The sequence below is a fragment of the Sphingomonas sp. SORGH_AS_0438 genome (genome assembly GCF_031453475.1).
Classification (GTDB): Bacteria; Pseudomonadota; Alphaproteobacteria; order Sphingomonadales; family Sphingomonadaceae; genus Sphingomonas.
The window spans coordinates 615,130-628,116 of the sequence record NZ_JAVIZS010000001.1 but is presented as its reverse complement, the minus strand read 5'-3'; the positions used below and the strand labels follow the sequence as shown (position 1 = coordinate 628,116).

The following is a 12,987-nucleotide window of genomic DNA, read 5'->3' as shown; positions in this document are numbered from 1 at the left end:
TGCGCGTATACAAGCACGAAGGGCGGCTTCGATGAAAACGGCAACACTATCAATCTGGTTAGTCGTCGCGGCGTGTTCCTACACGAAACCTGACACTTTTGATCTATCTGGCGCTAAAGCTCAAAGAGCCGTAACAATAGCATCTGATTACGCGGTCGATCATTTCGGCGCACCCGCATGCAGAGACACGGATGCGAATTGGAGATACATCCTGCGCCAAGATGGTGATATGCTTATTGCCGACATTGGTCCGAAAAATGCGCCGAATCCAGCTATTCAGATTGTGATGAGAGCAACCGATCTTGAAATTATCAAAGCTGTAAAGGCGTAAGGGTCGCATCGAAGGCGCACTTTTCGCCCCTTACAGCTAAAACCCAGAATCGGTCATTCGTAAGCTCGGGACGCCCTGCAGAAAGCTGCCACTTGTTCATGCTCGCGTCGGCATAGGTTTGATCGTCGCTCACCGCTGTGCCTGAGAATGGAGTAGGCGGACCTCCTCGGCAAAGGCCTCCACCGGCCCTTCGACCTCCGCACCTGGAATGACGTCCGTGATCCTCAACGGCGCGATGCCAAGTGAGGGTCGGCCAAGCTCCTCCAGCCAATCGCCCAATTGGACTGTCGAGGTCGCGTAGACGATCCGACCCATGCCCGCGAGACCGTGTGCCGCTGCACACATCGCACAATGCTCACCCGACGTGTACACTGTGGCCGCTTGCCGCTCGTCTGGAGACAAGTTCCTGGCTGCCCAACGAACGATTGCGAACTCGGGATGTCGCGTCGGGTCCCCCCTGCCGACACGGTTACGGCCTTCAAACAGTATCTTGCCCGAGGCCGAAACAAGGATGGACCCGAACGGCTGATCACCCGCCTCGACTGCCACCCTAGCAAGATCAACGCAGCGGCGCAGGTGGTGGAGATCGTGGTCGTCCATGATCGTTTCTCAGCTCGTTCGTATATATGCAACAATCGTGTACCGAGGTCGCGACCTCGTCGATAGTGTGAGCAGCGGCGGTGATTTGCCCTCCTATCCATACCGTTGAGACCCAGAAACGGCCGTTCGCACGCGCCTTCTCGCTTCCCAAAAGCCGCCGCTCATTCATATGAGCGGATCGGCTGCTTAGGGTCAGGCCCCATTGATGTGAGCGTCGCGATCTGATTCAGGCTCCGTGAGGAGACTGGTAATGAGCGACCTGTTCTGGCTGACGGACGAGCAGATGGAACGCCTGCGGCCGTTCTTTCCCAAAAGCCATGGCAAGCCACGCGTCGACGATCGGCGGGTGTTGAGCGGCATCGTGTTCGTCAACCGCAATGGCTTGCGTTGGCGAGATGCGCCCAAGGATTACGGCCCGCACAAGACGTTGTACAACTGTTGGAAACGCTGGGGCGAGGCCGGCGTGTTCACGCGGATGATGGAGGGTATGGCTGCGGCAGATGCCGAGCCGAAGACGGTCATGATCGACGCGACCTATTTGAAAGCGCACCGCACGGCATCCAGCCTGCGGGTAAAAAAGATCCCATGGGCGCGGGCTAGCGCCGGTTGAGGCAGACTGACCTTCCCGCTTTATTGTCAGGAGGTCGCCCGTGTCCGTTCCGTCCCATGCCGCCGTCAGCACGCAGCTGAACGCCATCTTCGTGTCACTGGAGTTGAGCCGCTCCACTTGGTTGGTGAGCTCGCTGTCGCCGGGGCGCGGCGAGCGCATCTCGCGCCATCAGGTGAGGGGCGGCGACGTGCCGGCCCTCATGGACCGCTTCGCGCAGTTGCAGGCAAAGGCTAAGGCGCGGACTGGCGAGCAGTATCCGCTGGTCGTCATGCAGAAGGCGGGCCTCGACGGCTTCTGGATACACCGCTGCCTGGTGCGCGAGGGCATCGAAAGCTACGTCGTCGACGCAGCCTCGATCGCAGCTTCGCGACGCAGCCGGCGCGCAAAGACGGACAAGCTCGACGGTGAGGCGCTGGTCCGCACGCTGCTGGCCTACAAGCGCGGAGAGCCGCGGTTCTGCGCGATAGTGACGGTGCCGAGCGTCGAGGACGAAGACCGGCGACGCATCTCGCGGGAGCGGCGGGCTTTGGTCGTGGAACGGGTGCGGCACGTCAACCGCATCAAGGGCCTGCTGTTCGCGCAAGGGGTCGGCGACTACGAGCCCGCTGCGCGCCAATCGGCTGGCGAGGCTGGACGAACTGGTGACCGGTGATGGCCGATCGCTGCCCCGTCATGTTCGCCGCGAGATCGAGCGCGAGCTGGACCGGCTGGAAATGGTCGTCAGCCAGATCAAGCAGGTCGAAGCCGAGCGCGACGCGCTGCTCGAGCCGAAGCCGGATGCCGCCGGTGGGACGGACACCGGGCCCCGGCTCATCCAGTTGCGCGGCATCGGCCCGGAGTTCGCGGGCGTCCTGCACGCAGAGGCGTTCTTCCGCAGCTTCAGCAACCGACGACAGGTCGCGGCCTATGCAGGCCTTGCGCCGTCGCCGTGGCAGAGCGGGTCGATGGATCGGGAACAGGGTGTGTCGAAGGCCGGCAACAAGCGGCTGCGCACGACCATGATCCAAGTCGCCTGGCTGTGGCTGCGTCACCAGCCGGACTCGGAACTGACGAAGTGGTACGCGGAGCGGGCGGGCGCGAACGGTGGTCGCGCGCGGCGGGTCATGATCGTGGCGGTCGCGCGTAAGCTGCTGATCGCGCTGTGGCAGTTCGTCTCGGCCGGCGTGGTCCCCGCAGGCGCGCTGCTAAAGGCCGCATGAGCGTGTAACCCGATACGAGTTCCCGCAGGGCATCGCCCCTGCCGGATCCAGGTGGACGGACCGGAGGTCCCTGTTGGCTTCAAATGCCGAAAAAAGGTTGGTCCCGTCTCCTGAGCCAGACCCGACGCAAGCGGGATTGTGGTGCGGCCGCGCACGAGCGGCGACCGGATGTGAGGTTAGAGCGGACCGGTTGCCGGGACGCTTGTTGCAGCAGGCTCAGACCAGTGATCCGCGATTAGGAGCGAGCACCATGTGATCTGGCTGGAGCAGCTTTGACAAAATCAAACGTTGTAGACCGATCCACGTCCCAGAGCTGGATTGACGAGGGCTGCTGCGCATTATCGACGCGCAATTTGAGCGGAAAGCCGCCTCCGACCGTCACACGCCGCGCGTCCTGAACGCCGACATACTTGTCAGGAAGGACATAGAGGCTGCTTTTGTCGAAACCTATTTTGAACGGGCGACTCTGTCCGTTCACGATGATCCGACCATTTATCAACTCGACTGGAGCGCAGCAGGGATTGTCGTACCGTCCGTTCAGCGTGGAGATCGGCGGTAGCTGAGGTTTGGGAAGTAGGATCATGAGCAGGGCAAACCCTGCAATGAGAATTACGCCGAACAGCAGAGCACGTCGGTGGAAGTCCGCAACACCATCCATACCCCGGTTGTGGCATCCCTATGGCCGACGCACAATGCAACATCGAGAGATACGAGAAGCGCCTGCGCGGCAGCCCGCACAGGCGCTTGACTCGGTAATCCCCATGTGAGGGCGGCCTTGGCCGCCTAATCGGGCGCACGAAAGGTGGCATGAACACCAAACTCCATGCCGTAGCCGACGCGAACGGGCGCCCGTTGAGCTTCTTCATGACCGCTGGCCAGGTCAGCGACTACACCGGTGCCGCGGCGCTGCTCGATGATCTGCCGAGAGCACAGTGGCTGCTCGAGGACCGCGGCTACGACGCTGACTGGTTCAGGGACGCCCTGCACGCCAAAGGCATCCAGCCCTGTATCCCAGGCCGAAAACCTCGCAATGAACCAATCATATACGACAAGCGACGCTATCGGCGCCGCAGCCGCATCGAGATCATGTTCGGACGCCTCAAGAACTGGCGCCGCGTCGCCACCCGCTACGATCGATGCCGTACGGCGTTCTTCTCCGCCGTCGCTCTCGCCGCAACCATCATCTTCTGGCTTTGATCAACGAGTCCTGACCCTAGACGATCTGTGAAGCGTGGGATAGGTTACTACTTATGGCAAGCTATTGGTCGGGCGTGCGCGGTAGAATTCGCGAGGCGGTAATCGTTTTCGCGCAAACGCTCCCCGTCTTTGTCATTGTCTCGTATATTTCAACGCCAGAAAAAGCTCTCGTGACGACGACCGTATTTTTCTCAATTTATACGGCAGTCATGTCCCACTGGGGCGTTCGTAATCAGCGTGGCTTTTGGTTGCTTGTGGCTCTGATATTAGGCGTCAACATAGTCGTGATATGGGCTATTCCGATAACCGGCAAATCCCCCTCAGGTCATGCGATCGCATATCCGATTGGCATTGCCGAGGGCTTCGCCGTCTATTGGCTGCTTGGCTGGTGGCGTCGGCGCGGATCCAGCGTCGGCTGAAGGCGAGAGCGGACACGATCCGCGGCGCAAAAGTCCTCCGCCGCAAAAACCGCGTGGCTGCCACGGTGCGCCTCTGCGGGTGTGGTGTATCTGAGCATTAAACCCCGTAAAAATCGGCCTCTAATTGGGCACGTAACGGCTAAGTTTAAGGCTGGTGTTCATGCTGTCGAACGGATGCGGCTGTAGCGTCACAAAGGCCGCTGTTGACCTCAGGCGACGCTACATTGCTAATCAATGCTTGGAAACAGGGTATGCGCGGTTGCGTAGATCGTCCCAGAATCGATCCCGCTGGCGCTTATCATTGTCGAAAGCGAGCCACTCGGCTTCAGTCCGGCATGTCTGCTTGGGGATGCGAGATCCTGGAGAACTCCGTTCGCGACATACTTGGCTGTCGCTATCAGGGGTTGAACGTGCCGATGTTGGTGGAGCCGCAGCCATCATAAGGAGCAACATTGTAATCATCATCACCACTCCATTGGGGAGGTTGAGGATAAACGCGAACGATACGTATGCAATGCTGTCTTTTATCCTGCCGCCCCGATTGTTTGAGATGGAAGGCGGACATTTCCTCCGCTGCGCACACCCTATTCCCTCATAGGCCAGGCTTAAACCGGGGCGGCTATACACCAGCCGTACCCCTCATTCTTGAGCTTCAGCGCAAATGGCTGGAAGTGGGAGGTTTGCTGCCGTTCGCTAATCCACCACCTTTAGCGACACGGTTGCGCCATCCGGCAATGCCTCGATTTGTTGGAACAGGTCGGCAGTAAATGAGAACCACTCCCGCCATGGGGCAATCCACACGTTCTCGACCGCATATTCTCCTCCCAACACGGGGGGCATGGTGAACGCGTAGCATTCGCCATCTGCCAGCAGCTTTCCCACACGTCGGCACTCGTCTGCTAAGGGGCGTAGCTGCCAGCCCTCGCTATCTCCCTCGATTGCTCGCCAGAACTCTTGTTCAGAAGCAGCGATGCGCTCGGTTGAACAGCCGCCTCGATCGAGGAGGTGAACCGTTCCAGCGGCGTCCACAAGGAAGGAGTCGCCGAACAGGTTAGTGCGAAGAACGCGAGCTGGCGACGGCAAGATCGATGACCATAGCGATAGGTCAGTCTCGTCGGCGGCTCGCGGTAGGAGATAATCAAGCACGTTCATAGCGAAATGGTGCAGTGAAAATCGAATGTCTGCTAGTGGGCGATTGTGTTGAAAAACTCTCGCGACCCCGATAGTGAGCCCTCATCACGAAACTATCTATTATAGATCAAATGGTAAAAGTACCTTAACTGCTAAATGATGAAAATATATGTAACATAATTGCGCGCCACCGGCGTGGTTCGATCCTCAGCGGAGTTTTTCAACACAATCGGGCGTTAGCGGCATGACCGCTTTTGGGAGGGAAGCGGACGGTCTGCATTCGAGCAGGAAATGGCGAGGGCTGCCGTTCAGCCCAGCATCGCAAGCGCCTCGATCGTCTCATCCTGCGTCGGTGCTCTGCTGTTATCTTCGACGAAATAAACAGCGTCTCGCACGGCACCGTCCGCGAAATAGAAATTGTCGCTCATGATAAGGCAGTCCGCGACGTAGTTTGCGAGATCGAACGGCAACCGCCCCTCAACTATGGCGGCGAGGAGCCGTCGCGCACCCTCTCTGGTCACCTCGATAGCTGGGCCATCCGTAATGATGATGTAGCCACTCTCACCCGCTCGAAAGGCCACATTGCAAGCGTTCACTTCAGTCGTAATCTGATCGATCAACGCCTCCGGCGAAAGAGCACCAGCCAGAAAATCAGCGAGGTGTGCATGCTCCATTGGGATAGGATGCATCGCTGAACGAGGGTCCGCAATCAGGAACGGCTTTTGGCTGCGGGAATGACTAAGTCTGGGCGGAGCCAGCCGCCCTTCCTTACCGTGACGACGACCCACAACCCGCCATTCAGGCTGCCTCACTGGCCTCCCAACTTCGGTCACTCGTTAATCCGCTGACGATCCATCGGACAGCCTTGTCCAGGTGTCAGACACAAAGTCGTCGATGGCTTTCGACGCGGGATTGAAAGTCGCCTCAGTCCCGCTAAACCGGACATGTCGGAAAAGGCAGGCTTGGTGTGGTCAGCCCAAGCCCTTCTGGTAACGGAAGCTCTGGTCTTTGGCCTTGGCCGGGATCCCCACGACGAACAGCGGACGTCCAAGACGGGCGTTCGGCAGTTCGTCTGCGAGGGTGCCTAGACGAGGAACGCTCCGGTCGAACACTCGACTGAGGAGCGCCTGCTATGTCTTACGATCATCATTCCAAACACAGCGTCATCATTGCTGGCGCTGGCCCCGTCGGCCTGTTTCTTGCGTGCGAGCTGCGGCTCGCTGGCTGCTCGGTGCTCGTACTCGAGCGCGCTCCTGGGCCGCAATCTCCGCTGAAAGCGCTGCCGTTCGGGTTGCGCGGCCTGACGCTGCCGACAATCGCCAGCCTCGACCGCCGTGACCTTCTCGCGCCTCTGAAGGCCCGGATGAGCGCAAGAGGCACGGCAGCCGCGGCGCCCTGGACAGCTGGAGCGCGCCGTCCCGCCGGCCATTTCGCTGGCTTGCAGTTTTTCCGCGATCGGGTCGACGATACGGCATGGCCGTGGCGACCGGCGGGTTCGTCCGAGATGCTGGCCGTCGCTTTGGCGGACATCGAAGCGGTGCTGGCGGCACGGGCGACAGCGCTCGGCGTCACGATCCGCTACAACAGTGGGGTCGACGGGCTCGAGCAGGTCGAGGACGGCGTGGTCGTCCATACCGGAACCGAGCGGCTTCGTGCCGGGTGGCTGGTTGGCTGCGACGGCGGCCGCAGCACGGTACGCAAGGCCGCGGGGATCGGCTTTACCGGCACCGAGCCGGAGTTCACCGGTTATTCGATGTCGCTTCGCCTCGCCGAGCCGAACCCATTGCGGCCGGGCCGTCAGCACACCGCCACGGGCATGTACACTTTTGCCCCGCCCGGCACGGTCACGATGGTGGATTTCGACGGCGGCACGCGGCACCGCGCAGGGCCGCTGTCGCGAGAGCATGTCGAGGCGGTGCTCCGCCGCATCTCGGGTACGGACGTGATCGTGACGGCGCTCGATCTGGCGACGACATGGACCGACCGGGCCTTCCTCGCGGCCGAGTACCGCAAGGGTCGCGTGCTGCTCGCCGGCGACGCCGCGCACGTTCACGCCCCACTCGGCGGGCAGGGCCTCAACCTGGGGCTGGGCGACGCAATGAACCTCGGATGGAAGCTCGCTGCGACGATCTGCGGGCTGGCGCCCCCGGCGCTGCTCAACAGCTATCAAGAAGAGCGACGACCGGTGGCCGAGCAGGTGCTCGATTGGTCGCGCGCACAAGTCTCTCTGTTGCGACCGGATCCGGGAGCCGCCGCACTGCGGTCGATCGTCCGGGAGCTCATGGAGACGCGCGATGGCGCCACTTACTTTGCCGGGCGGGTCTGGGGCGCCGGGCTGCAATACGACGACGACTACGCGGCAGCTCATCCACTGGTCGGCCGGAATGTGCCCGACATTGCGCTCGCGAACGGCCAGCGGCTGAACGACGTTCTACGCGACGGGCGAGCATGGCTGCTCGATCTTGACCCCGCCGCGCCGCTGCGCGCGGTCGCTGCCGAGTGGGCCGGGGAGCTGGGCTACCTCGCCAGCACTATGACGCCGGACTTGGATTGCGCCGCTATACTGGTGAGGCCCGACGGCGTGGTCGCCTGGGCCGGCGGGGAAGCCGATCCCGACGAGTTGCAGCTAGCCATTGACCGCTGGCTTGGCGAGCCAGCCCGACAGCGGCCGGAGAAAGATCAGGCCGTACCGCCCGCGGAATAGTCCATCGCGGCAAGGTCGGTGAGCAGATCGGGGCCTGAAGGGTCCCAGCCCAATCGTGCCCGCGTCCAAGCATTGGACGCGGTCATGTCGAGTGCCGCGAACGGTGCCATCCAACCGAAGTATCGCTCGACCTCATCTGCCGCGACCGAGCGGACGGGGAGCCCGGCTCCCCTTCCGATCGCCTCGGCGATGGCACGTGCGGGGACGCCCTCCTCGACCGAAGCATGATAGCGCGCACCCGGCTCGCCTTTTTCAAGGGCCAGGACGTAAAGCTTTGCCACGTCGCTGACATGCGCCGCAGACCAGCACGTCTGCCCTTCACCCACGTACGCCACCGCTCCGGCGCGGCGCGCTTGGGCGACTAGCGGGGTAATCAGCCCGGCCTTCGTGGTATCGTGCACCTGCGGAAGTCGGATGGTGCGCACGTCTATCCGTTGCCCGATCAGCGCGGCGCCGGCGAGTTCGGTCGCGATGCGCGGATTGGCGTGGTGCGGGTTGAGCACATCTTCGATTGCCGGTCCGCCCTGGAGCGGCGTGCCGATGCCCACCCCGGACGTAATCAGCAGCGGCTTGTGCGTCCCCGCCAGAACCTCGCCGATCGCGGCGATGTTGCGCTCGTCCTTTTTCGTGTTTTCGAAGAAGGTCTCGAAATTGTGGTCGAACGCACAGTGGATCACGGCATCAGCCGCCGCTGCGCCGCTAGCCAGCGTCTCGGGACTCTCCAGATCCCCGCGATGGACCTCGACGCCAGCCGCTTCGAGTTTTCGGGCGCCGGCATCGGATCGAGTGAGGCCCAGCACTCCATGGCCGCGGGCGAGCAGTTCGGGGATGATATGCGAACCGATGAAACCGGTCGCACCGGTCAGGAACACGCGCATGGAAAGTCTCCTTCTTGTCCTCGGCTATTTCGCGATCCTGTGCACCCTGTTAAAGTAGTGACGTTATCGTGGTATAATTTGCAACAGGATCGATCATGGTCAGCAAGGCAACCAACCAGCTCGGCACATATCTGCGCGATCGGCGCATTCGGCTCGATCCGGCAGCGTTCGGGTTTGGCGGCGGCCGCAGGCGCACTCCCGGCCTCCGCCGCGAAGAGGTGGCGAGCCGGGCGAACATTAGCCCGACGTGGTACACCTGGCTGGAACAGGGACGCGGCGGCGCCCCATCGGCCGACGTGCTCGATCGCATCGCCAAGGGCCTGATGCTGACCGAGCCCGAGCGCGAGCACCTCTACATGCTCGGTCTCGGTCGTTTGCCCGAGGCGCGCTATCAGCCGGTCGACGGTATCACTCCGCGACTGCAGCGTGTTCTCGACGGGATGGCGCTGAGTCCCGCGATCATCAAGACGGCAATGTGGGATGTCGTCGGCTGGAACCGTGCCGCTGCGATCCTGCTGACCGACTATGCCAAGCTGCCACGCGAGGGGCGCAACATCCTACGGCTTACGTTCGGCAGCGATCATGTCCGCGCACGGAACGAGGATTGGGACAGCATCGCCCGCTTCGTGGTTGGCGCCTTCCGCGCCGACGTGGCGCGCGCGGGGGCCAACAACAGCGCGGAGGCCGCGAAGCTGGTCGCCGAGCTCTGCCGGGTCAGTGCCGAATTCGAGGCGTTGTGGCAGGACAATGACGTCGTCGCACACGGGGAAGGCGTTAAGCGCATCCGTCATCCCGACGCAGGACTGCTCGCGATGGAATTCTCCTCCTTCGCCGTCGAAGGCAGGCCGGAACTCGGGATGATCATCTATAATCCCGCTTCACCCGACGACGCCGATCGTCTGCGCGCACTGCTGGACTCGCGCCAAGGTGGATGATCCTGACGAGCGCTGCTTGGGCTAACCGATCTCAAGCCCGCGCTGTTCACCCACATCACCGTATGAGCGGCCATCAATGGAGCAACCGTAGCGGCGGCCCGACGTTTTCGGCGCAACGGAGATTGCCGATGCTAGCCCTCGCACTTGCCCTTGCCGCCACCACTCAACTCGATCGATGCCTTAACGAAGGCGAGGCCGCGCGTGGCGTTACCCCCGCCATGGCAGCCTGTTATGTCGCGGACTATAAGCGCGCCGACGCGCAACTGAACGCCACATATAATGCGGCGATGAAGCGCATTCCGGTTGCTCGTCGGGCCGCTCTGCGCGCATCGCAACGCGCATGGATTAGAACGCGAGATGCGGCTTGTCCGATTGACGACCGCGTCGGCGCTGGCACGATCGAGACGTTGAACCATCCGGCCTGCCTGACAAAGCAGACCACCCGCCGGACTAGCTGGCTGACGCGCTTCCGCTAATTTCGTAGGGGCCCCACCTATAGCCAGATTCGATGACCCAAGAACGGTCATTCCGGATGCCCTGTCCGCCCCCCAGCTTCCGCCATTTGTTCATCTCGCAATACGGAGCATGCTCAGCCCAGCCGGCCGATCGGGTATCTGGCAGTCGAAGGATGGTCGACCACATTCGCGTGCATGTATTCGCGGCCGACAAGATCCACACCGACGACACGCCGGTCCCCGTGCTGGCGCCGGGCAGCGGCAAGACCAAGACCGGCAGGCTCTGGGTCTATGCTCGCGACGACCGGGGATGGCAGGGCATCGGCCCGCCGGCAGCAGCATATTTCTACACGTCCGACCGCAAGGGCGAGCGACCGCGCGCGCATCTCGCCGGCTTCAGCGGTTTCCTGCAGGCGGACGGCTACGCGGGATACGAGCAGCTGTACGATGGACGCCGGCAGCCCGGACCCATCGTCGAGGTGGCGTGCTGGGCGCACGTCAGGCGCAAGATTTACGACGTGTGGAAGGGGACCGGCTCGACCACGGCCCGCACCGGCGTCAGCATGATCGACCTGATATACGAAATGGAGGAGTTGGGACGCGGGCTGCCGCTCGACGAGCGTCACGACCGCCGGCAGGTCGTGAAGGCAGCGGTGAACGGCTTCTTCAACTGGGCCGAGGACACGATGCGGCGCATCTCGGGCAAGGGGGCGCTGGCCGATGCCATCCGCTATGCCGTGAAGCGACGCGAGGCGCTGACCCCCTTCTGCGACGACGCGCGGCTCGAGGCGGACAACAACTGCGCTGAGAACTGCCTCCGCCCCGTGGCGCTCGGCCGCAAGAACTACCTGTTCGCCGGCTCGGACAAGGGTGGTGAGCGGGCCGCAGCGATCTACACCCTCATCCAGACCGCCCGGCTCAACTTCGTCGACCCCGAAGCCTGGCTGCGCGATGTGCTCACCCGTATCGCTGACGGCCACCCGATTAATCGCATTGGCGAACTGACGCCTTGGCGCTTCGCACCATAGTCGCCGGTGCCGGGCCGGTCAGCTCGTTTCCGTACTTTCCGCTTTTCAATTGAGTTGGCTCATCAGCAACCTTGATGTTGCAAGCGGTTTGCTCTGATGTCTGGGAAACCATGGCACGGCTTATCGATCTGATTCCTGGGCTACGGCTCTTTATCGAGAAGATGGATCGCGGGCGGGCGATTGATCCTGAGTTCGCCATTCGCTACTTGAGAGGTGAGCATGACATAGACGGGAAACCCATCCCGCGATCGCCGTACACCGTTGCACGTCTCAAGCTGGCGAAGCTCCAGACCCGGAAAATGGGCCACCTCGGCGGCTTTGCCAGTGAGCCCACTTCCTCTTGGCTGGGTGGACAACCTGCGGAGTGCGACAACTCCCTATGGCCTACCCACCAAGGAGAACGGCTTACCTTCGTCGCGCAGATCGCGCTTCATGACCTTGAGGGCCGGGATGACATCGAATGGTTGCCGTCATCGGGACACCTCCTGTTCTTCGTCGGCCGGAACGAGTGGGGAGGGTTCGATCAGATGCTAGGTCGCGTGGTCTACGTCCCATGCAGCGCGCGAACCGCTGGCTTGGCTAGCGAAAAGCAGGTGCGTCAGTGGATACACTTTGAACGCCTGGCAACCTACGAGGCTCTCCAACCCGAAGACGACGCGGGACAAGCCGATGACAGTCGCAAATTCGAGAGTTGGTATTGGGACATCAGTCCGAGCTACTCTAAGGGGGCAGCGTGGCAAGTGGGCGGTTGGCCGCAACCCCTGCAAACAGGCGACATGCGACGCGAGTGCGAGCGCCGGTACCGTCGTCTGGCGTGGGACGACTATGATGCAATGAATGCGCCTGACTTCATGCGGGAGCTGGAGTCTTGGCATCTGATCGGCCAGTTCGGTCTCGACGCGGCGGTCGAGAAGCCAGACGGCTTCATGCGGGGCTTTTACTGGATAAAAATGGTGAATGGCGAGGCGCTGTTCAACGATGCAGTTCTTATTGGTCAATCCGACTAAAGATAATCCAGCCTACGAATGCGCGGACGGGTCAGGCCGGACGCTTACTCGACGACCATTTTGTCCCCGTCAGTTGCAGTGCTTTGTGGCATATCGCGGACGCACAGCTTATCTCCGTTAGGTGCGGTTTCCGCTGCCGCACAGCTTGCCTTCCTTAGAGGCGGTGCCTTGTGGCATGTCGCGGACGCACAGCTTGTCTCCGTTAGGTGCGGTTTCGCTGCCGCACAGCTCGCCTCCCTTACGCGCGGCGCCTTGGGGCATGTCGCGGACAACCAGCTTGTCACTATTAGGTGCTGTAGCCGCGGCTTGTACCTGTATCGGGAGCGCTGCCAGAAACAGCATAGTCATGCTCATACGTGCCTTACTCCACATGGGCGCGCCAGTAGGCTATCCCCTGTAGAGAGCGAAGGTCAATGCCATTGACCTAATATAGATGCTTGCAGCTGAGCAGTAGCAGCCGCCCCGCCTTACCGTGACGCCGACCCAGTTGCGG

11 protein-coding genes and 3 pseudogenes are annotated in these 12,987 nt (G+C 61.9%); 10 read left to right on the top strand and 4 right to left on the bottom strand.

Annotated elements, in window-relative coordinates:
- Positions 1-31: 31 nt before the first annotated feature.
- Positions 32-331 (top strand): hypothetical protein, encoded by a 300-nt coding sequence (locus tag QE452_RS03030; protein ID WP_309660495.1) that lies wholly within the window; start codon positions 32-34, stop codon positions 329-331.
- Positions 332-460: 129 nt separating this feature from the next.
- Here QE452_RS03030 and QE452_RS19025 read toward each other — a convergent pair whose 3' ends face one another.
- A complete protein-coding gene (locus QE452_RS19025; protein ID WP_405052721.1) occupies positions 461-931 on the bottom strand; it encodes a nucleoside deaminase in 471 nt (156 codons plus the stop codon).
- Between the two features lie 250 nt (positions 932-1,181).
- On the opposite strand from QE452_RS19025, the pseudogene QE452_RS03025 reads away from it, so the two are divergent.
- The 4 genes and pseudogenes from QE452_RS03025 to QE452_RS03010 all read left to right on the top strand — a co-directional run.
- A pseudogene (locus QE452_RS03025) lies at positions 1,182-1,511 on the top strand (transposase); the annotation flags it as partial.
- Positions 1,512-1,758: 247 nt separating this feature from the next.
- Positions 1,759-2,740, top strand: a pseudogene (locus QE452_RS03020) (IS110 family transposase).
- A 765-nt stretch (positions 2,741-3,505) separates the two neighbouring features.
- Positions 3,506-3,937 (top strand): annotated as a pseudogene (locus QE452_RS03015) (IS5 family transposase); the annotation flags it as partial.
- A 53-nt stretch (positions 3,938-3,990) separates the two neighbouring features.
- The gene (locus QE452_RS03010) at positions 3,991-4,356 is read left to right on the top strand and encodes a hypothetical protein (RefSeq protein ID WP_309660493.1); all 366 of its coding nucleotides are present in this window, start codon (positions 3,991-3,993) and stop codon (positions 4,354-4,356) included.
- Positions 4,357-5,049: 693 nt separating this feature from the next.
- Here QE452_RS03010 and QE452_RS03005 read toward each other — a convergent pair.
- Entirely contained in the window at positions 5,050-5,508 is a 459-nt protein-coding gene (locus QE452_RS03005; protein ID WP_309660492.1) for a T6SS immunity protein Tdi1 domain-containing protein, read from the bottom strand.
- 287 nt (positions 5,509-5,795) lie between these two features.
- On the bottom strand, positions 5,796-6,161 hold the full coding sequence (locus QE452_RS03000; protein ID WP_309729583.1) for a hypothetical protein: 366 nt from the start codon (positions 6,159-6,161) through the stop codon (positions 5,796-5,798).
- Between the two features lie 458 nt (positions 6,162-6,619).
- On the opposite strand from QE452_RS03000, the gene QE452_RS02995 reads away from it, so the two are divergent.
- Positions 6,620-8,191, top strand: a complete 1,572-nt coding sequence (locus tag QE452_RS02995; RefSeq protein ID WP_309658605.1) for an FAD-dependent monooxygenase — start codon at positions 6,620-6,622, stop codon at positions 8,189-8,191.
- Here the strand turns inward: QE452_RS02995 and QE452_RS02990 are convergent.
- Positions 8,167-9,069, bottom strand: coding sequence for an SDR family oxidoreductase (locus QE452_RS02990; protein ID WP_309658604.1), 903 nt, complete (start codon positions 9,067-9,069; stop codon positions 8,167-8,169). The two genes, QE452_RS02995 and QE452_RS02990, sit on opposite strands and share 25 nt — an antisense overlap.
- Before the next feature lie 95 nt (positions 9,070-9,164).
- On the opposite strand from QE452_RS02990, the gene QE452_RS02985 reads away from it, so the two are divergent.
- The 4 genes from QE452_RS02985 (at position 9,165) to QE452_RS02970 (ending at position 12,494) form a co-directional block, all read left to right on the top strand.
- Positions 9,165-10,004: a helix-turn-helix transcriptional regulator gene (locus QE452_RS02985; protein ID WP_309658603.1), complete on the top strand. Its 840-nt coding sequence runs from the start codon at positions 9,165-9,167 to the stop codon at positions 10,002-10,004.
- A 128-nt stretch (positions 10,005-10,132) separates the two neighbouring features.
- Positions 10,133-10,480 (top strand): lysozyme inhibitor LprI family protein, encoded by a 348-nt coding sequence (locus QE452_RS02980; protein ID WP_309658602.1) that lies wholly within the window; start codon positions 10,133-10,135, stop codon positions 10,478-10,480.
- A 152-nt stretch (positions 10,481-10,632) separates the two neighbouring features.
- Complete coding sequence (tnpC, locus tag QE452_RS02975; RefSeq protein ID WP_309658601.1) at positions 10,633-11,487, top strand: IS66 family transposase; 855 nt, start codon at positions 10,633-10,635, stop codon at positions 11,485-11,487.
- A gap of 110 nt (positions 11,488-11,597) precedes the next feature.
- Positions 11,598-12,494, top strand: coding sequence for a DUF1963 domain-containing protein (locus QE452_RS02970; protein ID WP_309729581.1), 897 nt, complete (start codon positions 11,598-11,600; stop codon positions 12,492-12,494).
- The last annotated feature ends 493 nt before the right edge of the window (positions 12,495-12,987 follow it).